This is a genomic window from Psychrobacter sp. ANT_WB68 (genome assembly GCF_008369115.1).
Taxonomy (GTDB): domain Bacteria; phylum Pseudomonadota; class Gammaproteobacteria; order Pseudomonadales; family Moraxellaceae; genus Psychrobacter.
In genome coordinates, this window is the sequence record NZ_VOAZ01000001.1 from 935,401 (window position 1) to 959,659 (window position 24,259).

19 protein-coding genes are annotated in these 24,259 nt (G+C 42.8%); 14 read left to right on the plus strand and 5 right to left on the minus strand.

All coding sequences use genetic code 11. The features are described from left to right. Positions 1-52 precede the first annotated feature (52 nt). The 5 genes from FQ084_RS03900 (at position 53) to FQ084_RS03920 (ending at position 5,647) form a co-directional block, all read left to right on the plus strand. A complete protein-coding gene (locus FQ084_RS03900) occupies positions 53-1,459 on the plus strand; it encodes a DASH family cryptochrome (RefSeq protein WP_149489296.1) in 1,407 nt (468 codons plus the stop codon). Positions 1,460-1,508: 49 nt separating this feature from the next. Then, positions 1,509-1,946, plus strand: a complete 438-nt coding sequence (locus FQ084_RS03905) for a DUF3429 domain-containing protein (protein ID WP_188032881.1) — start codon at positions 1,509-1,511, stop codon at positions 1,944-1,946. Positions 1,947-2,138: 192 nt separating this feature from the next. Next, entirely contained in the window at positions 2,139-3,587 is a 1,449-nt protein-coding gene (locus FQ084_RS03910; RefSeq protein ID WP_149489298.1) for a hypothetical protein, read from the plus strand. Between the two features lie 139 nt (positions 3,588-3,726). Beyond that, positions 3,727-4,980, plus strand: a complete 1,254-nt coding sequence (locus tag FQ084_RS03915) for an NnrS family protein (RefSeq protein WP_149489299.1) — start codon at positions 3,727-3,729, stop codon at positions 4,978-4,980. A gap of 73 nt (positions 4,981-5,053) precedes the next feature. Continuing rightward, positions 5,054-5,647 carry an Rrf2 family transcriptional regulator gene (locus FQ084_RS03920; RefSeq protein ID WP_149489300.1) on the plus strand — a complete coding sequence of 198 codons (594 nt, stop codon included), beginning with the start codon at positions 5,054-5,056 and terminating at the stop codon, positions 5,645-5,647. A gap of 86 nt (positions 5,648-5,733) precedes the next feature. On the opposite strand, the gene FQ084_RS03925 is transcribed toward FQ084_RS03920, so the two are convergent. Both FQ084_RS03925 and FQ084_RS03930 read right to left on the minus strand, forming a co-directional pair. Beyond that, the gene (locus tag FQ084_RS03925; protein ID WP_149489301.1) at positions 5,734-6,480 is read right to left on the minus strand and encodes a hypothetical protein; all 747 of its coding nucleotides are present in this window, start codon (positions 6,478-6,480) and stop codon (positions 5,734-5,736) included. 196 nt (positions 6,481-6,676) lie between these two features. Continuing rightward, entirely contained in the window at positions 6,677-7,633 is a 957-nt protein-coding gene (locus FQ084_RS03930) for a dienelactone hydrolase family protein (RefSeq protein ID WP_149489302.1), read from the minus strand. 528 nt (positions 7,634-8,161) lie between these two features. Here FQ084_RS03930 and FQ084_RS03935 point away from each other — a divergent pair. From FQ084_RS03935 to mmsB, 8 genes are all read left to right on the plus strand, one after another. Further along, complete coding sequence (locus tag FQ084_RS03935; RefSeq protein ID WP_149489594.1) at positions 8,162-9,361, plus strand: MFS transporter; 1,200 nt, start codon at positions 8,162-8,164, stop codon at positions 9,359-9,361. A 347-nt stretch (positions 9,362-9,708) separates the two neighbouring features. Then, complete coding sequence (locus tag FQ084_RS03940; protein WP_149489303.1) at positions 9,709-11,379, plus strand: fatty acid--CoA ligase; 1,671 nt, start codon at positions 9,709-9,711, stop codon at positions 11,377-11,379. A gap of 220 nt (positions 11,380-11,599) precedes the next feature. After that, positions 11,600-13,645, plus strand: coding sequence for a propionate--CoA ligase (locus tag FQ084_RS03945; protein ID WP_149489304.1), 2,046 nt, complete (start codon positions 11,600-11,602; stop codon positions 13,643-13,645). A 305-nt stretch (positions 13,646-13,950) separates the two neighbouring features. After that, a complete protein-coding gene (locus FQ084_RS03950) occupies positions 13,951-15,435 on the plus strand; it encodes a CoA-acylating methylmalonate-semialdehyde dehydrogenase (RefSeq protein WP_149489305.1) in 1,485 nt (494 codons plus the stop codon). 173 nt (positions 15,436-15,608) lie between these two features. Further along, positions 15,609-16,769: an acyl-CoA dehydrogenase family protein gene (locus FQ084_RS03955; protein ID WP_149489306.1), complete on the plus strand. Its 1,161-nt coding sequence runs from the start codon at positions 15,609-15,611 to the stop codon at positions 16,767-16,769. A gap of 105 nt (positions 16,770-16,874) precedes the next feature. Continuing rightward, on the plus strand, positions 16,875-17,657 hold the full coding sequence (locus FQ084_RS03960) for an enoyl-CoA hydratase (RefSeq protein WP_149489307.1): 783 nt from the start codon (positions 16,875-16,877) through the stop codon (positions 17,655-17,657). Between the two features lie 72 nt (positions 17,658-17,729). After that, a complete protein-coding gene (locus tag FQ084_RS03965) occupies positions 17,730-18,983 on the plus strand; it encodes an enoyl-CoA hydratase/isomerase family protein (protein ID WP_149489595.1) in 1,254 nt (417 codons plus the stop codon). Positions 18,984-19,088: 105 nt separating this feature from the next. Then, positions 19,089-20,063 (plus strand): 3-hydroxyisobutyrate dehydrogenase, encoded by a 975-nt coding sequence (gene mmsB / locus FQ084_RS03970; RefSeq protein ID WP_149489308.1) that lies wholly within the window; start codon positions 19,089-19,091, stop codon positions 20,061-20,063. 203 nt (positions 20,064-20,266) lie between these two features. Here mmsB and FQ084_RS03975 read toward each other — a convergent pair whose 3' ends face one another. Next, positions 20,267-21,025, minus strand: a complete 759-nt coding sequence (locus FQ084_RS03975) for an IclR family transcriptional regulator (protein ID WP_149489309.1) — start codon at positions 21,023-21,025, stop codon at positions 20,267-20,269. A gap of 596 nt (positions 21,026-21,621) precedes the next feature. Between FQ084_RS03975 and FQ084_RS03980 the strand changes: the two genes are divergently transcribed. After that, a complete protein-coding gene (locus tag FQ084_RS03980) occupies positions 21,622-22,524 on the plus strand; it encodes a hypothetical protein (RefSeq protein WP_149489310.1) in 903 nt (300 codons plus the stop codon). A gap of 118 nt (positions 22,525-22,642) precedes the next feature. Here the strand turns inward: FQ084_RS03980 and FQ084_RS03985 are convergent, their stop codons facing one another. Both FQ084_RS03985 and pal read right to left on the minus strand, forming a co-directional pair. Then, positions 22,643-23,293 (minus strand): 4'-phosphopantetheinyl transferase family protein, encoded by a 651-nt coding sequence (locus tag FQ084_RS03985; RefSeq protein WP_262880646.1) that lies wholly within the window; start codon positions 23,291-23,293, stop codon positions 22,643-22,645. 357 nt (positions 23,294-23,650) lie between these two features. Next, on the minus strand, positions 23,651-24,169 hold the full coding sequence (gene pal / locus FQ084_RS03990) for a peptidoglycan-associated lipoprotein Pal (protein WP_149489311.1): 519 nt from the start codon (positions 24,167-24,169) through the stop codon (positions 23,651-23,653). Positions 24,170-24,259 lie beyond the last annotated feature (90 nt).

Sequence of the window (24,259 nt, forward strand, 5' to 3'; positions counted from 1 at the left end):
TTATTTATTGGTAACTTATTAAGTAAATCTAATTAAAATATTAGGGATAATTATGGGCAATCATCCAGCAGCTAAGTTATCACAAGCACTGATGGACAGAAAAGTCGTGTTGATGCTGTTCCATAATGATTTACGTATTAATGATAATGCAACCTTACTAAAAGCGGCTGAAATAGCCAGTGATAATAACGGACGGCTGCTGTGTGTTTATGCCTCAGACTTGGCAGATTTGCTTGCCGAGCAGGCTAGTAAACCACCTTATCAGTTTGCCGATATGGGGCAGGCACGCACGACGTTTTTAGTTGAGAGCTTGGTTGATTTGGATAAATCACTACAACGCCTTGGCAATAGATTGCTGTATTTAGAAAAAGAATATTCATTACAAAACGGTTCATTCCAAGCGTTAGATGCCTTTATACGGCTGTGCCAACTTATCGAGCAAAACGCGGTCACTGATATTTGTATCAGCCAAACTGCAGACTATAATCAAAATCAAGTTTATAAGGCGTTGCAACATAAATTCCCGCATATTAATTGGCACAGCCAGTCAACAGCAACCTTATTTGCTGCTATGCCAACGGATGAGCTACCCAAAAGCTTTACCCAATTTCGTAAGCTAGTAGAAGCACATCATGATTTATTAACCGCAGAAAGTGGCTTTGAGATTTGTCAGACACCAGAAGCATTGCCATCAATGCCCGATAACATGTTGAATGGTCACCAATATTTACTAAATCAGCAATCTGATGATTCATCACAGCAAACAAAACCATCTGAATTTCAAGGCGGTGAAACAAGCGCTATCAATCATCTAAATAGCTATTTTGAGTCCGAATCACCGAGCACTTATAAGACCACTCGTAATGCACTGGACGATTGGACGCACTCCACTAAGTTTTCAGCGTGGCTAGCGAATGGCACATTATCGGTCAAAATACTGCTGAATCGCTTACGGCTTTATGAAGCACAAGTTATCGCAAATGACTCCACTTATTGGATATGGTTTGAGCTGCTATGGCGCGAGTATTTCCACTGGTATGCGATGGTACATCAACAAAAACTGTTTTGGTTCCGCGGTATTAGTCAGCATGCGCCAACGACTTGCATTGATAACGAACGTTTAGAGCAATGGCAAACGGGTACAACGCCATATCCTATCGTCAATGCCTGTATGCATAAGCTAAAAGCAACAGGCTATATGTCTAATCGAGGCAGGCAAATCGTTGCAAGTTATCTGATTCATGAGCTGAATCTTGATTGGCGTTATGGCGCTAGCTATTTTGAGCAGCATCTTATCGATTATGATGTCGCTAGTAACTGGGGTAATTGGCAGTATTTAGCAGGCGTAGGCGCTGATCAACGAGGGTGCAGACAGTTTAATCTTAAAAAACAAACACAACAGTATGACCCCAACGGTGACTTTATTAAAAAATGGCAAGGGAATAAAATCAGTGAATAGCGATAATAAGCCTTAGATTAGATACCTTAATACGAGATAAATGAATACTATGAAAAAACCTAGTCCTTATTTAACTTTTGCAGGCACTATTCCCTTCAGTGTCTGCGCCATTTTTATTACTTTAGGTATTGATACTATCCCAGTCTTGGGAAAAACTACAGATATCCTATCTATTTATGGCTTAGTGATAGCGTCATTTATGGCAGGCGCGCATTGGGGTAATCATCTGAGTTTAGCTGATGACAATAGATGGGCAATCAAGCTACCTATATTTAGTAATATTATCGCGCTTGCACTGTGGTTAGGATTTCTGACTTTATCAAGTGCTGGTTTTATTTGGCTGTTGGTCGCTGCCTTTATTAGCATGTTAATGATTGATTATGGTTTACATCAAGCGCATATTATTAATAATGAGTATTTTAGAGTAAGAAAGTACGTCACTATAATAGTGGTGGTTGCACTTATTATTGCAGGAGTTCAGCTGTAGATTTTTATTGGTTACCTTCATTTTCAAAACCATTATGCTCAAAATCACTCTATTCAAAATAATGGTGTAAATATTGCTATAGATTCTAATTTAATGCTTAGCACTTTTTTATTATTGATGTTATTGGCACAGGCACAGGCACAGGCACAGGCACAGGTCTTTGCTTAGTCGAAGAAGTAAAGGAGCTTGGTTATGAGATACTTATTTATTTCTCTTTGCTGCGTGAGCTTATTGTCTTGTTCGACTATTCCTGATCAGGCTTATCATAAAGTTGTCTGCGCTACAGAAGATTCTTGCGCCAAAACAGAGTTAGATGCCAATATCAAGCCGGTTACCAATATGGTGATTGTCAATGGTGTATCAGTCTTTCGAGAAGATCAGGTAGAGAAAAAACAGGGAGATACCATTGCTAATACCTCCTTCAATTTACTTTACTTGGAATATGCTGAGAGTGGTCAGAAATTTGAGGGCACTAGGCAGCTCGATGTTATTAAGCGTGCCATAGCAACTTCAAACAAACCAGTTTATTTGGTTATTTATGTGAATAGTTGGAATAATAATGCGAGCAGCGATCAGCCAAGCCCAGATTTAGTCAGTTTTCCTTATCTACTCGCTCGTCGCAATTTCCAGAATCCAGAGATGACTGTTATCGGTGTGTATATTGGCTGGAATGGTAAAAAACATCAGAATGCTCTAGCCAATATTTTATCGGTACAAAATAGAGCAAAAGTTGCGGATACGATTGGTAAAAAAGGAGAAGTACGCTCAGATATTATTTCTTTGGTAAGTAATGTGCAAAAGAGTCCTCATTTAGGATACACGCTTATCATAGGCAAATCTTTTGGTGGACGACTGTTGTCACGAGCTTTTATCGACGATTTAGCGCAAGCAAAATCAGTTAAAGATTGGCCTCTGGGAAGTCGTTCATTGTTAGTGACATTAAACTCAGCAATAGGGGCTGACGCCTTTGATAAAATATATCAAAATATGCCTGGTCCTGAGCTTAACTCTGGTTTGACACTGCAACGACCCTTTTGGATAAATTTAACCTCAAAAGATGATTGGGTGACTGGGAAAGCATTCCCAAAAGCGCGTTTAATCGGGCAAAAGCTCTCTGATTTGGCAAAAAAAAGAACGATTGGACATTATATGCCGTATGTTTCTCATTCTATTACCATTGAGAATGGCGATTCGCCATATAAAAACCCTGAGTGTTTTTCTAGCTACGACAGTCACGGTATTGAAGAGAAAGATGGGCAGTTAACGCCAACGCCTAATGTTAGAAGCACAGAGCCATGGTTCAAAATACCCTTACAAGACCCAAATTATAATGAGAAAAATCGGCGCAATGATAAGGAGAATGTGACGACCAATTTCTGTGATGAGACGCGATATGTGTATGAAAATCGAAACGCTATAGCAGCGGATGTTCGATATTACACCACCGTTTTGCGACCTTTATATCATCGACCAGAAAGTAAATTAGGTTATATGTGGAATTTCCACACCGATCAAAGTGTCATCGGCTATAGACCGGAGGAAGCAAAAGTCATAAAAAACTCAGGAAAACATAATGCTTATGTGCAGACCATTCTTGGTCGTATGGCTGATGATATGTTATTCACAGCCCCAGAAAAGTAATTGATTTTGCGTAAATAAAAAAATGATAACGGTACTTTATAAACGAACTTAAAAGCTAAAGACATTGAATAGTTCATAAGATTCATCTAAAATGAATCTTTAAGACATACCTTCTAACTTTTACTATAAGAAGTCTGCTATGCAATCGATTAATTTACCTACTAAGCCACCAAGCTCGCCGCATCCCATACTCAACTTGAGCTTTAGGATATTTTTTAGTGCAGGGGCAATTTTTGCCATTATAACCATGGCGTTGTGGGCATTTGTGTTTACCGGACATACCGATATCGATGCACAAACATTGAATCCGTTATATTGGCATGGCCATGAAATGGTATATGGCTATGCGTTGGCCATCGTTGCAGGGTTTTTGCTGACCGCAGTGAAGACCTGGACCGGCGTGATGATGCCACACGGCTATAAGCTGCTCGGTATTTTTATGTGTTGGTTGCTGGCGCGTTTGGGCTGGGTGGCATTTGGCTTAGGTATTACGGTTGCTGGCAGCGGCGCGGCGTTACTATATGCTGCTGCGGTATTTGATTTGTTGTTTGTCGGCTCGATGGCTTTTGTGATTTTCCGTGCTGTGCTACAAGTTAAACAATATAAACAAATGGGTATTTTAGCCAAGCTTGCACTACTGACGCTGGGTAATGCTTTGTGCTATTGGGGCATTATCAGCGCCAATATGAATTTAACTAAAACAGGCGTCTATTTAGGTTTTTATCTGATTATTGGCTTGGTATTGACCATCGGTCGCCGCGTCGTGCCGTTCTTTATTGAGCGTGGTCTGAGTATGCCAAACGCTAAAGGCGAGACAGAAGTAGTGACGGTGCGTAATAATAAAGCACAAGATATCGCAAGCTTATTGTTCTTCTTTGCCTTTTTTATCTTTGATCTGTTTTATCCTAATAAATACTTACTGACCATTAGTGCGCTTGGCGTGGCAGTGGTCAATATTGTACGCTTAGTAGGTTGGTATCATCGCGGCATTTGGCAAAAACCGCTGTTATGGTCATTATTTGTCGCGTTTTTAGGTATGTGTGTGAGCTTTGTTTTGTACGCACTGCAACCATGGCTAGGCTATAATCATAGTATTGCGGTACATGGATTATCGATTGCTGGTGTTGGTATGATGACGGTAGCGATGATGGCGCGCGTGTCACTTGGTCATACAGGGCGAAGTATCCATCAGCCACCCAAAATCGTTAATGCGATATTTGCGCTCATGGTGTTGGCATTTGTGAGTCGGGTATTTTTACCCTTGGTTGATATGAGTCATTATTTATTATGGATCATGGTTGCACAAGGGGCTTGGATAGCGTGTTTCGCTCTATTCTGTATCAGTTATTTACCGATGCTCGCACGCCAAAGACCAGACGGTTTATTCGGTTAATAAGGTTTTAGAACGGCTGAAATGCAAGTTATACATAAAGTTTACATCCACATTAATAATCGGAGCGCTTACAATGCGACTGACCAACTATAGTGATTATGCGCTGCGTTCATTAATATATTTGGCGACTAAGCCTGATCCGTACCTATTGGCGAATATTAGTGATATCGCCAATAGTTATAATATCTCTAAAAGTCATCTGACCAAAATTATTCACCAATTAGGGCAACTTGGCTATATCGATAGTGTGCGTGGCAAGAACGGTGGTATCCGCTTGGCTCGTGCCCCAAAAGACATTAATTTGGGAGTATTGATTAAACAGATTGAGCCAGATTTTAATTTGGTTGAGTGTTTTTCGACCGACTTACTAATCAATCCTAAGCCTGATGCTCATAGAGGTGCTGACAGCTCTGTTAGTAATCCTGTTAATGGTGATGAGGATAAAGCGATCGGCAAAGATTTATCCTTGACGCTTATTGATGAACAAGCAAGCGAGGCGGTCAAATCAGGCTGTGTTATCAGTCCTGTTTGTCAGCTAAAACAGGTGTTTTTTGAGGCATTGACCGCTTTTATTAACGTCCTTGAGCGTTATACATTGGCTGATATTATCAGTAATGAAGCAGAGCTTGCGGAGTTATTATTTTATAGAAATAGCTTTGTAAAATAAAAGCTTTATATATAAAGCTACTAAAAAAAGGCTGCCCCACTAGTAATAGTGTCGGCAGCCTTTTTTGTTATAAATTTCTAAAGCATCTAATCATTTTCAAGTTTAGGGCGGGCTTTTGCAATGGCTTTTAAGAGCGCTTTTTCGAACTCACCGTCTTTAAATGTGACCAAATAAGAATGTGCCGCGCAAAAGTTACGTACCTCGCGCCAGTCATGCGCCAAATTACTCGCCCAATCGCAATATTGCTTGCCAGCGTTTGGCTCATTTTTCAGCGCTTTTTTGGTCGTTGGATGCAGCAATAACTCAGGTAATACCGCTTCTAGTAATTTGGTTGGCGGACTCATAAAAGTATCGTCAACGTGCAAACTCTTACTGGCAGGATGGAACGCCAGTAGCGAGCCTGCATGAATCATCTCATTAGGCGCGATATAGTGAATGCCTTCAGACATAGAGAATTTTAGCTCAGGATAACGCTCAGCGACCGCCTCGCTTTCGACCAAATCGTCTGCCCATTGTATTGCAGGGATTTTTTTATGATGACGACTGCTGCCATAAAAAATCGCTTGCGGAAAGTCTTTGGCCATTTGTGCACAGTGAACAGTATGAAAGGGGTGGACATTGAGCACTGCTTCGACATCTTGCCCATTATTGGTTAGTATCATTACCTGATCGCGTACGTCACCCGTGAGCTCGTAGCTGTCCAAAAAAATAAAACGCCCTGATGCTAACTTTATAAGCGAGCATTGAGTGCCTATATTAATGACGCCACCTAAGCGGAATGTGCCGCGAATATTCCAAAACCCTGCGCCCAAATCATGTATTTTATCGGTCATTGATATTTTCCCCTAATTGTTATTTTCTGAGTATTTTGATCGTTAATAATGGCAATAGATAGTCCATGACTTATGATTATGGTTTTTTAAGGGCGCAAAGTCTGTAATGAAATGGATATAAGCAATCTAAATGGGTAAATATAGCAACGATTCATTAGATAATAGCCCTGAATATGGGGCGATTTAACAAAGGTCGCTATACACAATTTTTATAATCGTAAGCTGATATACGAGGGCTGCTGCCATAATTTTCGTTATTGCACAAAAACTTATCGAAGCGCATATCACCATTAATGTAACGATGCATCCAAGCAATGCCCGGTTTGCTCAGTAATTTCTCATTAAAGCGATAGCTTGGACAAAAGTGGCTACCGTTTTTTATCTCAATTTTCATTTTTGGCCCAGCAGCAGCATTATAAAAAGGACTGCTATATTTCTTATTGGAAGCAATACGGTCGTTCTGGCAGGTAATAAATAAAGCAGGTGTATTCATGTCGCCATAGTCTTTATCATGATAGGGCGTTTGCGGAATAATTGCGCGAACGCTACTGCGCTTGGTCGCTAGCTGCAGCGCACCACCACCGCCCATTGACCAACCGATCGCCCCCAAACGTTTGTTATCTATCTGAGCACCCACCGTACTGTCGCTAAGAATATGGTCGAGAGCGGCACTTAACTGCGTTGCTCGGCTATCTGGGTCATCATAAATAGAGTTGGTATCAATAGTTATAACCACAAACCCCCAGGATGCCAGACGCGGACCCCACCATTTAATAGACGCTTCATAAGACACGTAACCAGGAATTACTGCGATGCCGCCTAACAGGCCACAGTCGCCAGCATTGGTTGGATAATGAATGGTTCCGCCGCCAAAGCCATTTGCCAGCTGCCGAGGCACGGCTTTACTTGCCACAGCAAAAGGACCGTTATCGCGCGTATCTGACAACTCAGCCGCAGTAATGACACTATCAGAGATACATTTTGATGTAGTGGTTGAGGCTTCTTTGGTCGATAGGGTGACGGTTGACAGCTCTTTGATTGTTAGCTTTTCAATTGGGACTATTTGTTCTGTTGTGACCGCTGCCACATTCATAGAAAAAATCAGCGTGCCTGTAGCAGTAATTAATCTTAAATAAAAAAGGGTGTTCAACATGATAAATGGTCTGTTATATGATGGTTTCTTTTATGGGCTATGTTGTTTTAGAGCTTAAGTTGGTCTGTAGCTTCTGCTTTACAGTTGATAATATGAAAATATAAATTGGATAAGTCAACGTAAAACAATAGTAGGCAGTAATCTATTGGCTGTCAAAAATATCAGTTACCTCTAGAGTTTTAAACCTAGCATAGCTTTTTAGTCATAAGCGCTTTAATCATAAGTACTTTAAAAATAACTGGTTTCATAAAAGGCACTGCGAATAACACACCGAAACCTGAGTCTGGTATTTGGTGTGATAAAATCATCAATCACGCATAGTTTTACGGTAAGCCATGCGCTCTATTATTGCGATTTCAACTGCTATCGCTTCATTTCTATCACCCATGCCCTATATAGCCCCAGCTAAAAAAGGCGTCCAATATAGTCAGTGCTACTTTGAATAATAATATAAATAACAGTATAGATAACAACATCAATATTAATGGCAATGGCAATGGCGAAGATAACAGCGACATCAGCCGCCGTATGCAAGCACCCAATAAGCCAGTGCCATTTTATGCCCCCTCTTGGATATTGAAGCTCACGATTGGCTTGATTGGGATGTTTGCTTTTTTGCAGGTGTATTCTATTCAGGCTATTTTGCCGGTATTGATGGTGGATTTTTCGGCAACTGAGGTACAGGCAGGTATGATTGTCGGTGCTACCATATTGGCGATTGCGATTATGTCGCCATTTTTGGGCATGCTTTCGGATGCCGTGGGGCGCAAATTATTTATCGTGGGGGCGTTATTGTTTTTAGCGATACCCACTGCGTTAATCGCCCAAAGCCCAGATATTGGTTGGATGGGGATGTGGCGGTTTATGCAGGGATTGTCTGTACCGGGTATTACGGTGGTGACGATTGCTTATATCGGTGAAGAGTTTGAGGGACGTGCGGTCACTGAGCTGATGTCGTTTTATGTATCAGGTTCGGTACTTGGCGGCTTTATGGGGCGTTTTTTACTTGGGCACTTGCATGAGCTGATTGGTTGGCGGGCCGGATACTATGTGATGGCAGGTATGACGCTTGTTGGGGCGTTATGGGTGGGTAAAATGCTGCCATCCTCACGGCACTTTGTCGCCAATCCCAATTTTCGCTCAGCCATGCAGACGCTCGGCGAGCATTTAATCAACCGTTACGTCGTTACGTCCTGCTTGCTCGGTGCTTGCGTTCTGTTTTCTTTGGTAGGCTGTTTTACCTTTATCAATCTGCATCTTGCGGACACGCCTTATGCATTAAGCACGGGTGCGCTTGCCAATATTTTTGCCGTGTATTTAATTGGCGTTATTATTACGCCATTGTCGACGACGTTATTGCGCCGATTTGGTTCAGCGCGTACGGTTCGGGTAGCGGTGGTTATATCGATGCTCGGGGTGCTGCTAACATTGGTAACGCCGCTTTGGGGGATAGTGATAGGGCTTGCTGTCATGTCCACCGGCGTCTTTATTACCCAAGCTGCTACCATCAGCTATATCGCGGTCAATGTTAAAAAAGGACGTTCATTAGCCTCTGGCTTATATTATATGGGCTATTATGCTGGCGGCACGATGGGCGCGTGGCTATGTGGCATCGCTTATGCGCGTGGGCAATGGTCGCTGACAGTTTGGTTATTATTGTTTGTACAAATGCTTGCTTTATTAGTCGCTAGCATCGGCATGGTTAAAACAACTGCTCGTGCAAATTAATGCAGTTTTTGATACCGTAATTTTTAAGACAACACCTTTTTATTTTTATACCGCATCTTTTAGCACACTGTTTCCATAGCATAATAATTTAAGTATTTAAATGCGAATTAATGTACCTGTAGTCGTATACTACTTACGCAAGCACGCTTTACATAGCCTAGGTTTTTTCTTATTATCAACAGCATCTTATTAAGAAGGACGATAAGAATCATAACAACCTATAACTCCGTGTATACCGATAATAACAGTGAACGAGGCGATAAAAACGCTCTGTTTTTATGAGGTTCTCTAAGACCCACAAGAACCATTGAAACCCCCTTAAAACCATTCACAAGGAAGTCGAATTTATGTCAAATATTTATAATAGTGCGCCGTCAGCCTACGATTATCCACTAATCATCAAGCAACTGTTAAACCGTGCCAAAACGGTATCGCTCGAGCAAGAAGTTGTGTATGCAGATAAAAAGCGTTTCACTTATAAAGAGTTGTTTCAGCGTATCAATCGCTTAGCCAATGTCTTAGCAGGTTTAAATCTTGATGCGGGTGATGTGATTGCGGTCATGGATTGGGACAGTCATCGCTACTTAGAATCATACTTCGCCATACCAATGTCTGAGTATATCCTGCAAACTGTTAATATCCGTCTGTCGCCCGAAAAAATCCTGTATACCATCAATCATGCTAAGCCCAAAGTACTACTACTCAATTCTGAATTTGCGCCATTGGTGAAAGATTATCAGTTTGAAAACTCCAGCATTGAGCATATTATTTGGCTCGATGACAATGGGGTATCTTACGAAGGCGTCTTCGGTGGTAACCAAAACCGCGTTACAGGTGAGTATGAGGCATTGTTAGAGGCGGCCAATAGCGAATTTGATTTCCCAGATTTTGATGAAAACACCATTGCTACTACTTTTTATACTTCAGGCACGACCGGCGATCCAAAAGGTGTGTTCTTTAGCCATCGCCAATTGGTATTACATACCCTCACAGAGGCGGCGACATTGGGTATGCTTCCCAACAAGCAAGGCGTCAGTTACGGCGATGTTTATATGCCAATGACGCCGATGTTCCACGTTCATGCATGGGGCTTCCCTTTTACAGCCACTATGGTAGGGCTAAAGCAGGTCTATCCAGGTCGCTATGCGCCCGATGTGTTGATGGATTTGATTATCAATGAAAAGGTCAGTATCACCCATTGCGTACCAACTATTTTGCAAATGGTACTTAAAGAAGCGCAAGATCGCGAGGCCAGTTTTAATGGTCTAAAAATGATTATCGGTGGTTCTAAACTGACTGAAGGGCTAGCAAAAGCAGCGTTGGCGCAAGGTATTGAAGTTTATACTGGCTATGGTATGTCAGAGACGGCACCCCTTATTAGCTTGACAGAATTTAGTCTCGATGAGCCTGAGATGTCTGAAGAAGAAGATATTGCTCGCCGTTGTATGACTGGTAAGCCGGTGCTGATGGTCGATGCTCAAATATGGAATACCAACAATGAATCGGTTGGTACCGGTAAAGATCATACGGGCGAGTTGGTGCTGCGTGCCCCTTGGCTAACGCAGAGCTATCTAAAGAATGACGATGCGGGTAAAGAGCTGTGGGAAAATGGCTATATGCATACCCAAGATATCGCCTACATCCAACCTGATGGTTATATCAAAATCACCGATCGTCTAAAAGATGTCATCAAGTCAGGTGGCGAGTGGATATCATCATTAGAAATTGAGACGATTTTATCCTTGCATCCAGCGGTGGCTGATGTGTCAGTGATTGGCGTACGTGATAAGCAGTGGGGCGAGCGTCCGCTAGCTTTGATTGTGCTCAAACCTGCTTGCCAAGATACCAGCGCTGATGACATCAAAGCGATTGCTGAGCAGGCAGTAGAGCGCGGTATTATTCCTAAATATGGTGTGCCTAGTCAGTTTAAGTTTGTCGATGAGCTACCTAAAACCTCTGTTGGTAAACATGACAAAAAAGTTATGCGTGAGATGTATGGTAATCAGACTGAGGTGTAATGGTTTAGGGAGTGGTCGGCTTTTAAACATACTTACGCCTAGCAAAATATCGAATGGCTTACGTGCTTAATAGTTGACCTTTATCGTTCGCTCTGCTACATTTTAAACCGATACATAACGTATCGGTTTTTTAGTTCTGGCCGGGATAGCCAGTCTTATATTATGATATTATCGGATACATATATCGCATCACCCATCATTTATGCTAAGGACAGCTATTATGAGCGAGCAAACCGCCACTGCAGTGACCAACCAAACTTCAACCCAAACCTCTCAAGCGCCAACTAACAATCAAACCTTTGCTGATATTTATCGCTCCTCTATTGAAAATAAAGCGCAGTTTTGGGCAGAGCAAGCTAAGCGTATTTATTGGCATAAAGAGCCTGAGCAAATTCTTGATGACAGCAATTTGCCGTTTGCCAAATGGTACGTCGGCGGTGAAACCAATCTCTGCTATAACTGTGTCGATCGTCACCTTAAAGAACGCGCAGAGCAGGATGCTTTTATCTGGCTCTCATCTGAGATTAATCAAGAATTAATAGAAACCTTCCCCGCTGTGGTTGATGCGTTTAAAGATTTGGGCAATAACGTTGAGTTTTATACTGACTATACCAAGCGTCGCCTGACTTACAACGATCTTTATAAAGAAGTCAATTATTTCGCAGATGTGCTACAGCGTCACGGTATTAAGCAAGGCGATCGCGTCATTATCTATATGCCGATGATACTAGAAGCCGCTTACGCGATGTTAGCCTGCGCTCGTATTGGTGCGGTGCATTCAGTGGTGTTTGGTGGCTTTGCCGCGCATAATCTGGCTATTCGTATGGATGATGCCGAAGCAAAAATGGTGATTACCGTTGATGCCGGCCTACGTGGCGGTAAGGTCGTTAACTATAAGAGCCTTGTGAATCAAGGTATCGAGCAAGCAACGGTCAAGCCAGAGCATGTGCTAGTGGTCAATCGCGGTGTACTACCATTTGAGCCGCAAGCTATTGATGTGGATTATGCAACCCAGCGCCACATCAGCTGTGAAGCCAATGCCATTGTTGAACCAGTTTGGCTAGAATCTAACACGCCCTCTTATTTGCTTTATACCTCAGGTACCACTGGTACGCCAAAAGGCGTGCAACGCGATACGGGCGGTCATGCAGTGGCACTGACGACGTCGATGGATTATATCTACGATGGCAAGGCGGGCGAGACGTTTTGGGCAATATCAGATATCGGCTGGGCCGTTGGGCATTCTTATACCATTTATGCACCATTGCTCGCTGGCATGACCAGTATCATGTATGAAGGCTTACCGCATCGCCCAAATCCAGGTATCTGGTGGCGCATTGTCGAAGCCAATAAAGTGAATATCTTATTCACCGCACCGACCGGTGTACGTATGCTCAAAAAACAAGATGAGACTTGGATGACGCGCTATGATGTTTCAAGCGTCAAGTCGTTCTTTTTAGCAGGTGAGCCACTTGATGAGTCAACGGCCAATTGGCTGACTAAGCATTTAGGGGTGCCAATTTTAGATCATTACTGGCAGACAGAATCGGGTTGGCCGATTCTAAGTAATACGCCCAAGTTTAATCATAAACCTCACAAACAAGGCTCACCGGGATATCCCATGTATGGCTATGATGCGCATGTCATTAATGAAGAGACAGGCGAGCCTTGTGCTGCAGGTGAAAAAGGTCTGCTAGCGATTCGCGCACCTTTACCGCCGGGCTGTTTAACCACAGTATGGCGTAATGACGAGCGCTTTATTAGCAGTTATTTTGGTTTATTTGACGGCAAGCAATACTCGACCTCAGACTATGCCGTGAGTGACAAAGACGGCTATTTTTATATATTAGGACGTACCGATGATGTGATTAACGTTGCCGGTCATCGTATTGGGACGCAAGAGATTGAAGAGGCTATCAGCACCCATCCAGAAATGGCGGAGTGTGCGGTCGTCGGTATCCAAGATGAGTTAAAAGGCGAATTGCCCATCGCCTTCTGTGTGCTCAAAGATCATGAGCAAGTGGCAACGACAGAAAACCGCTTCCGCATTGAGCAGCAGGTCATTGGCGCGGTGGTCAAATCGCTTGGTGGTATTGCAAGGCCAGCGGCGATTTATTTCCCGCAAGCATTACCAAAGACGCGATCTGGTAAAATCTTACGCCGTGCTATTCGCGCTTTAGCAGAGGGTAATGAGACAGGTGATATGTCTACACTGGATAATCCAACAGCGATTGAGGCCATTAAACAATCTATGAAAGATTACTAAGCACATTTTTAGGTATATTTCAAAATAGCCTTTATCTAAAAAAGCTCATGAATGGTCATGGGCTTTTTTATTGTCGCCAATAACTTACCGGTAATGATAAAGAAATCTGACATTAACATTAACTTTGCTAAAAGCAACATAAAGAGCTTGACCCTAAAATTGTTTTATTGTTATAGTCAATAACGATACGAAACAAATCATTTTAAAATCATATTTGATTGCTAAAAACTTATTATTTTTAACATCTTTTACGCACACGAAGACACCGTCACACGGCAGTCCGGTAAACAAGATAAGGAAATCTTATGCACCACGTTCAGCAGCTCATCAATGGTCAATTTGTTGATTCTAATACTAGCGAATGGATTGATATTACCGATCCTGCCACGCAGGAAGTCATCGCTAAAGTTCCGCAAACCACCGATGATGAGATTAACCAAGCAGTCGCGGCCGCTCAAACGGCTTTTCAAACTTGGCGAAAAACGCCAATCACCACCCGCGCCCGTATCTTCTTAAGGTATCAAGCATTGATACGTGAACATATGGACGAGCTGGCAGAAATCTTAACGGCCGAGCAAGGCAAAACGATTGCTGATGCGCGCGGTGATGTATTTCGTGGCTTAGAAGTGGTTGAGCATGCCGCTGGTATTGCTAACTTGCAGATTGGTGATTTCGTTGAAAACGTCGCCTCAGGCGTTGATACTTACAGCATTTGGCAGCCACTTGGCGTCTGCGCAGGCATTACACCGTTTAACTTTCCAGCGATGATTCCGTTATGGATGTTCCCAATGGCGATTGCCACGGGCAACACCTTTATCCTTAAGCCTTCTGAACAAGATCCTATGGTCACTATGCGTTTGGTTGAGCTAGCCGTTGAAGCGGGTGTGCCTGAAGGCGTACTAAACGTGGTTCATGGTGGCAAGGCGACGGTTGATGCTATTTGTGATCACCCAGACATCAAAGCGGTTTCATTTGTTGGCTCTACCAATGTCGGTAAACACGTCTATGAGCGTGCTAGTAAATCGGGCAAACGCGCTCAGTGTATGATGGGCGCAAAAAATCACGGTGTTATCCTGCCAGATGCCAATAAAGAGCAAACGCTTAATCAGCTAGCGGGTGCTGCCTTTGGTGCTGCTGGGCAACGTTGTATGGCGCTGTCAGTCGTGGTACTAGTAGGTGCAGCAGGTGAGTGGATTGATGATATCAAAGCCAAAGCTGAAGGCTTGGTTGTATCAGCGGGTAAGCATGATAAAGATTTAGGTCCGCTGATTTCTCCTGCTGCAAAAGCTCGTGTTGAGCATTTGATTGGTACTGGTGTAGAAGAAGGGGCTAGTTTGATTCTTGATGGTCGCGGTATTACGGTTGAAGGTTATGAGAAGGGCAACTTTGTAGGACCTACTATCTTTGATAACGTCACTGCGGATATGCAAATTTATAAAGAAGAAATCTTTGGACCTGTACTGTGTATCATGCGTGCAGCCGACCTTGATGAAGCGATTGAGCTGCTAAATGCCAATCCACATGGTAATGGTACTGCTATATTCACTCAGTCAGGCGCAGCGGCGCATAAGTTCCAACAAGATATTCAGGTGGGTCAAATCGGTATCAATTTGCCGATTCCTGTGCCACTACCAATGTTCTCATTCTCAGGCTCGCGTGCCAGTAAACTTGGTGATCTCGGTCCTTATGGTAAGCAGGCTGTGCAATTCTATACTCAAACCAAGACTGTCACGGCGCGCTGGTTTGATGATGAGGCGAGCCGCGGGGTTAATACCACTATTTCAATTTAATCATTAATTCACTATATTAGCGGTGTAACGTCAATCTTGCTTACTATGTTTTTTAGACACTGATGCATGATTTTTTGATTGTCGTTATGCCGCCGCTATTATAAGTGACATTAAATTGACACTTTACCAAATTCTCTCCACCATATTTGCTTTTTAAGCACAAGGATGACCCTATGGATTTTTCACTGACCGAAGATCAAATTGCCTTTCGCCAAACTGCCAGACAGTTTGCCCAAAAAGAGCTAAGGCCGAATGCGGCTGAATGGGATCGCACCTCGCATTTCCCAGTCGATGTGATTAAAAAATCAGGCGAACTTGGCTTTTTGGGGCTATATACCAATCCAGAATATGATGGTTTGGGATTACCACGCTTAGACTCTGCTATGGTCTTTGAGGAACTGGCATGGGGTGATACGGCGGTTGCTGCCTATATGAGTATTCATAATATGGCTGGTTGGATGATCGGTGAGTATGGCAGCGATACTTTGTGTAAGAAGTATTTGCCCAATATGGTCAGCGGTGAGTGGCTTGGCAGCTATTGCTTAACTGAGCCGAACGCCGGTTCTGATGCTGCATCGTTACGTACCAAAGCTGACAAGCAAGGCGACCATTACGTACTCAATGGGGAAAAAACCTTTATTTCAGGCGCAGGCTCGACCGATGTCTTAGTAGTGATGGCTCGCACAGGTGGTGCAGGACCTAAAGGCATTTCAGCTTTTGTAGTAGACGCTGATAGCGCCGGTATCGAGTATGGGAAAAATGAGCATAAAATGGGCTGGAAAGCGCAGCCAACACGCACCATCAGCTTTAAAGATGTCAAAGTGCCAGCAGAAAATCTGATAGGTGAGGAAGGCCAAGGTTTTCGTATCGCTATGAAAGGTTTAGATGGCGGTCGTATTAATATCGGTATCTGTGCAGTGGGTACCGCGCAGTCTGCACTAGAAACAGCAACCAATTACGTGCAAGAACGCAGCCAATTTGGTAGCGCGATTGCCAGCTTACAATCAGTACAGTTTAAACTGGCCGATATGCTCACTCAAACCATTACTGCAAGGCAAATGCTGTATTTAGCAGCTAATAAAGTCGATAACAATGATGGGCAAGCATCCACCTACTGTGCTATGGCCAAGCGTCTTTCTACAGATCTTTGTTTTGATGTCGCTAATGAAGCTCTGCAACTACATGGTGGCTATGGCTATCTAAATGAGTATCCACTTGAGCGCCATGTGCGAGATTTGCGTGTTCATCAAATTTTAGAAGGCACCAATGAAATCATGCGCGTGATTGTCTCGCGTCAGCTGCTACAAGATGAGGCATTGAGTCAATTGCGTTGATTTTATAATGCTACTGTTTATATTTCGCTATGGTTTTCTATGGCTGTTTAATAACTTTACTTTTTAAGAAGCCGTATCAACTTCAAATAAAATAAAGGATTATTTATGACGGATTATACCAATCTTCAATTATCGATTGACGGTCATACTGCTACCGTGACATTGAACAACCCACCAGCTCATACATGGACGATGGAAAGTCTACCAGCGCTCAAGCAGCTGGTTTCTGACCTCAATGCGAATGATGATGTTTATGCCTTAATTATTTATGGCGATGGCGAGAAGTTCTTTTCAGCTGGTGCAGATTTAAATAATTTTGTAGATGGTGATAAAGGTCGTGCCATCAGCATGGCTATCGCTTTTGGTGAAGCGTTTGAAGCGCTATCAGCCTATCGCGGCGTTAGCATCGCGGTCATCAACGGTTATGCGATGGGTGGTGGACTTGAGTGCGCGCTGGCCTGTGATATCCGTATCGCAGAAGCGCATGCACAGATGGCATTGCCCGAGACAGGCGTTGGCTTATTGCCGTGCGCTGGTGGCACACAAAACCTGACTATGTTGGTTGGCGAAGGCTGGGCAAAGCGCATGATATTATGCGGTGAGCGCGTCGATGCTGATACCGCATTACGCATTGGTTTAGTCGAAGAAGTCACGGCAAAAGGTGGTGGTTTATTAGCGGCGCAAGCATTGGCGCAAAAAGTCGCTAAGCAGTCTCCTGTTGCCGTCACTTATTCTAAGCAGCTTATCCAAGCGGCAAGAAACACCCCGCCTGCACAAAACCTTATCCATGAGCGCGAAGCTTTTGTTAAGTTATTCGACACCAAAGACCAGCGTGAAGGCGTGCAAGCCTTCTTAGAGAAACGTAAACCCACTTGGCAAAATAAATAGGCAAAATTGCATCAGATTTCATTCTAATATTTTCCCTTTTAATCTTTGTAGGTCACTTTTATGACAGCAGCTATGACAGCGACGGATGACAATAATCAGAAAGCCGTAGAAAAAATCGCACAAGAAGCACCAGTATTGTTTCAAACTGAAACGACAGACTGTGGTCATCTCATTGGGATAATGACGTTGAATACACCAAAATCTCTCAATGCTTTAAGTGTGGAGATGTGTCAGTTATTATCCCAACAGCTAGAGCAGTGGGAAAGTGATGATCAGGTAGTGGCATTGGTGCTAAAAGGGGCAGGGGATAAAGCCTTTTGTGCTGGCGGTGATATCCGTAAACTCTATGACAGTATGTCAGAAACAGCACCGCTGCCAAACCCTTATGCGACAGAGTTTTTCGGTAGTGAGTACAATCTCTATCGACAGATGCACTTTTATCCTAAGCCACTCATCCTCTGGGGTGATGGCATTATTATGGGTGGCGGTATGGGGCTAATGGCTGGTTGTAGTCATCGTCTGGTCACTGAGCGCACCCGTTTTGCGATGCCTGAGATTACCATTGGACTGTTCCCTGATGCCTCTGGCAGTTGGTTTTTGCAGCGTATGCCAGCTAAAACAGGTTTGTTCTTGGGATTAACGGGTGCGATGTGTAATGGCAGTGACGCATTATTGGCCAATCTGGCAGAGTATGCCGTCGCCAGTGATGATTATGATGCCATCATCCAACGCCTAAAGCAGAGCGATTGGCAAGCCACAGCTGGTAGCCCAGATCAATGTCATAACAATAGCGCCCATAATATCGTGAGCCGCGCACTGGCAGCGCAACCAGTTGCTAAATTGCCTGCTAGTAAGCTTGCACAGCATTGGAGTGCTATCCAGCAGCTGATGAACAGCGGTGGCTTGGGTGACATTGATGCAATGCTACAAAGTGACGAGGCTATCGCAAAGTTAGATGAAGACTTTGCTAATGACAGTTGGACGCAGCGAGCCGTAGCAACTTATCGACATGGCTGCCCAGTGACTGCAGCGTTGACCTATGCGCTTTATCATAAAGTCACTGACTTATCGCTAGAGCAAGTTCTGTATTTAGAAACCAACGTGGCGGTACACTGTGCAGCCAATCCGGATTTCAAAGAAGGCGTACGTGCGCTACTGATTGATAAAGACCGTAATCCACAATGGTCACGTTCATTAACAGACTGCCTCAGTACAGAAGGGCAAGCATACATTCATCAGCATTTTGTGAATCCTTATGCTAAAGGTGAGCATCCCTTAGATAATTGGTTGGGTGATGAAGCATTAAGCAGTCAGTTGGTGCGCTAAGCGTCTTTAAATATCTATAAAGCAATACAAACAATTTCAATTAAATAAATCATGCAATAACTTATGTAGCAATACCTACATAAGCGATCATCAAGGAGTGATGAGATGGGTACAACGGGTTCAGTTTTAAGTAATAAAGAAACAAAGAATACGGTTACGACCAATAGCAATACTGCTAAGCCAAATATAGCCTTTATTGGGCTTGGCAATATGGGCGCACCGATGGCAGAGAACTTGTTAAAAGCAGGTTATACACTGTCTGTTTATGACTTATCTGCGGATGCGACCCAGCGCTTGCAGCAAGCAGGTGCCAGTGTGGCTGATAGTCCTAAAGATGCTGCAAGCAACGCTCAGGTCATCATTAGCATGTTGCCGGCTGGTAAGCACGTCCATTCTGTCTATTTAGGTGACAGCGGCGCTAATGGTTTGCTGGCAGTATTGCCTAAAGGTACATTGGTTATTGATAGCAGTACCATTGCTGCTGCTGATGCAAGATTGGTGGCAGAGGCAGCAAGTAAGCTTGGCATCGACTTCTTAGATGCACCAGTCTCCGGTGGTACAGGCGGTGCCATCGCTGGTACTTTAACCTTTATCGTTGGTGGTAGCGACGACGCATTTGCCAAAGCTGAGCCAATACTTGCCATTATGGGAAAAAATATCTTTCATGCAGGCGACCATGGTGCCGGACAAGTTGCAAAAATCTGTAACAATATGCTGTTAGGTATTTTAATGGCGGGTACGGCAGAAGCAATTAATCTGGGTGTCAAAAACGGTCTAGACCCTAAAGTGCTATCAGATATTATGCTACAAAGCTCAGGTCGTAACTGGACGCTAGAAGTCTATAACCCTTATCCGCAAGTGATGGAAAACGTTCCTTCTAGTAATGGCTATAAGGGCGGATTTATGAGTAAACTGATGCAAAAAGACCTTAACCTTGCGATGCAAACGGCTCAGGATACCAATGTTGAGACGCCAATGGGTGCTAAAGCAACGGAGCTCTATGAAGCTCATGCAGTAGAGAACGGCGATAAGGACTTCTCTAGTATTATTGCGCGTCATGATAGCTCGGTACTGTCTTAAAGTTCTAAGCACTTAATAATTGTTAATTAATTTTGAATGATAGTGCTTTAGTCAAATGTTGGAAGATTATTTCCATAGCACTATAAACAAGCATAAAAAAAGGTCTACGCTCTTATTATGGCGCAGACCTTTTTTTATGCTTAATTTTTTATGCTTAATAATGTTTTGGCTTGATGCCTCTTATGCTTGAGATTATATAGCCTCTAGTTTTGTAGCTCATAAACCAATGCTTGAATATCCTGCGCCGCTACTTGCAAGCGCGGTACATGTGTCAGTAGATCATCTAGCGATACGCGTATCGTAGGTGCATGCAAGTATAAAGACGCTAGATAGCGCGATTTCTTGTCCAATATTGGTACCGCTACCGCTACCATCTCAGAGATGAATTCTTCATTATCAATGCCAATACCTGTTTCAGCGATACGATCAAGCTCAGCATTTAAAGCATCAACATTGGTAATCGTATTTTTGGTAAATCTATCTAACGGTAGTCCTTGCAGTATTTTAGCGCGGCTAGTAGCCGGTAATTGGCTTAAATAAAGCTTGCCAGTAGCGGTACACCACATCGGTGATTTTGCGCCTACGGGGAGATAAATTTGTAAGGGTAGCGAGGTCTTAGCACGATTGGTATATATCATATCCATTTTATAAGGAATAGCAATACCACAAGTCTCTTGAATCTCATCAACCAATTTGTGCAAAATTATTTGCCGCTCATTGAAGAACTGACGCTGTTGCCAAAGCTCAACGCTCAAATTACGTACCCGCTTGCCAGGAATAATGCCACCGCCAATATCAACTGTGACAAACCCTTCATCAACCAGATTTTGAATCAATCGATGGATAGTTGGCTTTGGGATATCAAGCTTTTGCGACAGCTCAAGTGGAGAGAGGGGTTGAGAAGCATAAGACACCGCTTCAATGATCTCTAACACACGGGTAATCGACGATACTTTAGGCATATAAATGGCTCAATAAAAAGAATAAGTATAAAACAGAGAACAAACGAACATGGAATCAGTCAGTTAAAAGCCGATAAATATAAGGACTAAAAACAAATCTATTATTAAGTCTAATTTAGCATATTATAGCGCTCAGACAAGCTTATATCTCATTATATGTAAACACATTTATGCTCCATACACCGTTTATAGAATATCTGATGTTTAAGTAAGATTAGATACGTTCATTCACAAATGACAACAAACTGTAGTAATAAACTCTAGAAATGTAATTGAGTTAAGTGCTGATGTAGGTCATCATACTGACATGTTTTGTAATACCTTTACATGAGCGTTAAGCAATTCAATATTCATGTTTATACTGTTCAGTTGCTTTGAGAGCTTTGTGTAACAGGAAAGCGAAGTTTTGCGGGTTGGTGTAGCAATTATTACAATATCTATGCAATCTTTACACAACGGCAAATAAAAAGCGCATCCTTGGGGGTGACTTTTCGAGCCAAAATTGTTTTAATCTGCTCAACAAAATGGTTGTTTAAAAAAAGCTAAATTATCATTTTTTTACGGGCGAGTTATTTCACACTTTAGGAGAGTATTTTATGAAACTTATTAAATTAACAGCAATCTCTGCTGCTGTTTTAGCATCAAGTGCTGCATTAGCAGCTGAGCCAGTTATCGTTGTTGACGGTAATGACGCAGTTGTATACGAAGCTGAGCCAGTTGCTGTTGCTTATCAAGCAGAACCTGTTGCCGTTGCATATGAAGCAGAACCTGTTTCTTATGCATACAATCCTGACGCTGGTGTAGTACGTAACACGACTGGTGCAGTTGTTGGTGGTACTAAAGGTTTCTTTACTAAAGTAATCAACCCAGCATCTGTTAGTGCTGAAGTTGGTACTTTGGGTTATGGCGCTAACATCGGTTGGTCTCTAAACGAGAAAACTGAACTACAAGCTGGTTGGGCAGGTGGCGATGTTGCTGACCTATTAGGCGGTGACTTTGATGCTGGTGATGTAAACTACGACGTTGATTCTGATTTCAGCAACCCATACCTAGGCGTACAATTACGTCCTACTGGTAACTGGTTCACAATGGGTGCTGGTATCATCGTTCCTGATAACGATATTGATGTAACAGCTAATGCTGACGGTGGCTTCTTTAAGATTGATGGTCAGCAATATAATTCTGCTGAGGTAGGTACTCTTAAAGGTACGATGGAACATCGTAACAAGCTAGCACCTTATGCGACTATAGGCTTCCGCCCTAATATCACTAACAACTTCGGTTTATTTGGTGAGCTTGGTGCAGCCTATATGGGTAAGACTGATGCAACCGTACGTGCGACAGATCCTAATAGTGTAGTTAACTATATAGACGCAAACGGTACTAAGCTTACTACTACTGCGGGCAAAGTTGCTTCTAAAGCAGAAGGCGAACTAGAAGATAAAGATTGGTTAGAGTGGATGCCAATTGTTAAAGTTGGTGCAACTTACCGCTTCTAAGCTAATCACAGTCTAAGGACTGTTGTTAGAAGATAAGTAGTAAAAAAAACGATCCTGCAAAGGGTCGTTTTTTTTGTCTCAAATAAAGCCAGAATCTTTTGTTTTGATTAAATATTTTCTAATAAACAATCACTGTCTGCTGCTCAGGTAAGTAGGCAAGATGGTACTTGGTTTTATCATCCTCAAATACCAACAAAGGCAGTTTTTCTTTGATGCTGTTTATTAAGCAAGTCATGAGATGGGAGTAATCCATACCTAACCCTTGCGCAAGTTTATACTGATGAATCTTGATAAAACACTCTTTTATTTGCCATAATAACTTAGCAACAGTGTCACGTTGCATAATGCTTAGAGCTTGTAAGACAGTAAGTTCATTAGCATGATAAAATCGCTGTGCCACCCGCCATTCAACGCTATTAGTTTCTATGTCGATGCCTACCGAACGATGACAGCTGATAACAACTGCAACTTTATTATCTAATCCATCAAAATTTTTTTCTTCTTCATGTTGAGTAAGGGTGTTTTGACTACTAGCACCAGTATGACTAAAACACACAAAATATTGGCTGTTAACAAGTCGGTAGGGGAAGCTCGCGTCATCTAAATTATCGGTAATATCGAGCTTGTTAAGCAGGGATTGTAATAACAGTCTCACGCCAGCACGTTGTTGCTTGCGCTGATGATAAGCAGTTTTACGCGCTGATAGAGATGGGTTGGGAATATGATAGTGCCATGTAATACGGCATAGTTCATAGTTTTTGATGTTCAATAGGTTTACGTTAAATAATAAAGGCGAATTGCTGAATAAGTCCAAAGAATCTAGCGGGCACGGCGCAGTTACCTGAGCCGTTGCGCACCATGTCATAGGGTCAAGTTGACTGTATTGGATATTATGTAAATTTAAGGTTGGCATCATTTATATATATATAGTAACGACTAGAGGATTAAGGGTATCGAGAGATAGGGTTCTTTATGTTTTCAGATTGGTCACGGTCGAACATTATCATGACCTAAACGGTTTTTATAAATTCATCTTAGCGTAATAGAATGCAAAAAGCCCAGCAATCATATTGTTGGGCTTTTTAATACTAAGGAATTACTACTAATAAAGTCTTATTAAAAGTGATTAGTAAGACAATTCAGCACGGCGATTTTGTGCATAGGCTTCTTCAGTCGTACCAGCAGCAGCAGGACGCTCTTCACCATAGCTGATGACGCGGATGTTATTTACCGCAACACCTTGGGTTGCAAGATAATCACGTGCGGCTTGGGCACGGCGCTCACCTAGTGCGATGTTGTATTCACGGCTACCGCGCTCATCAGTGTGACCAGCAATCACAACACTGGCAGCTGGGTTTGAGCTCAATAGACTGGCATGTTGGTTTAATACGCCAGCCGCTTGTGAAGTGATTTCACTGCTATCAAAGGCAAAGTATACAACTGCTTGTAGATTCTCAGCACCAGCAATAACAGCATTTGAGTTACCGACGATAACTGCGCCGTTATAACCGGCCTGACCACCTGGGATACCTAGTGGGGCAACGACAACTTCTGAAGTTGCACGTTTGTTAGCACAGCCTGACGCTAGTACCACAGCGCTTGATAATACTGCTAGAGCAGCGATTTTTGAAAAACTAGTTGACATAACGAGCTCCTAAAATTTTAATGATATTTGTTGTTGTAAACTGCTTTTGGTAAAACTTAGGCAATTGCTGTCTATCATATACTAAATGTT

Coding starts and splice junctions, on each gene's coding strand:
- FQ084_RS03900 (WP_149489296.1), top strand. CDS start 53: ATGGGCAATCATCCAGCAGCTAAGTTATCACAAGCACTGATGGACAGA.
- FQ084_RS03905 (WP_188032881.1), top strand. CDS start 1,509: ATGAAAAAACCTAGTCCTTATTTAACTTTTGCAGGCACTATTCCCTTC.
- FQ084_RS03910 (WP_149489298.1), top strand. CDS start 2,139: ATGAGATACTTATTTATTTCTCTTTGCTGCGTGAGCTTATTGTCTTGT.
- FQ084_RS03915 (WP_149489299.1), top strand. CDS start 3,727: ATGCAATCGATTAATTTACCTACTAAGCCACCAAGCTCGCCGCATCCC.
- FQ084_RS03920 (WP_149489300.1), top strand. CDS start 5,054: ATGCGACTGACCAACTATAGTGATTATGCGCTGCGTTCATTAATATAT.
- FQ084_RS03925 (WP_149489301.1), bottom strand. CDS start 6,480: ATGACCGATAAAATACATGATTTGGGCGCAGGGTTTTGGAATATTCGC.
- FQ084_RS03930 (WP_149489302.1), bottom strand. CDS start 7,633: ATGTTGAACACCCTTTTTTATTTAAGATTAATTACTGCTACAGGCACG.
- FQ084_RS03935 (WP_149489594.1), top strand. CDS start 8,162: ATGCAAGCACCCAATAAGCCAGTGCCATTTTATGCCCCCTCTTGGATA.
- FQ084_RS03940 (WP_149489303.1), top strand. CDS start 9,709: ATGTCAAATATTTATAATAGTGCGCCGTCAGCCTACGATTATCCACTA.
- FQ084_RS03945 (WP_149489304.1), top strand. CDS start 11,600: ATGAGCGAGCAAACCGCCACTGCAGTGACCAACCAAACTTCAACCCAA.
- FQ084_RS03950 (WP_149489305.1), top strand. CDS start 13,951: ATGCACCACGTTCAGCAGCTCATCAATGGTCAATTTGTTGATTCTAAT.
- FQ084_RS03955 (WP_149489306.1), top strand. CDS start 15,609: ATGGATTTTTCACTGACCGAAGATCAAATTGCCTTTCGCCAAACTGCC.
- FQ084_RS03960 (WP_149489307.1), top strand. CDS start 16,875: ATGACGGATTATACCAATCTTCAATTATCGATTGACGGTCATACTGCT.
- FQ084_RS03965 (WP_149489595.1), top strand. CDS start 17,730: ATGACAGCGACGGATGACAATAATCAGAAAGCCGTAGAAAAAATCGCA.
- mmsB (WP_149489308.1), top strand. CDS start 19,089: ATGGGTACAACGGGTTCAGTTTTAAGTAATAAAGAAACAAAGAATACG.
- FQ084_RS03975 (WP_149489309.1), bottom strand. CDS start 21,025: ATGCCTAAAGTATCGTCGATTACCCGTGTGTTAGAGATCATTGAAGCG.
- FQ084_RS03980 (WP_149489310.1), top strand. CDS start 21,622: ATGAAACTTATTAAATTAACAGCAATCTCTGCTGCTGTTTTAGCATCA.
- pal (WP_149489311.1), bottom strand. CDS start 24,169: ATGTCAACTAGTTTTTCAAAAATCGCTGCTCTAGCAGTATTATCAAGC.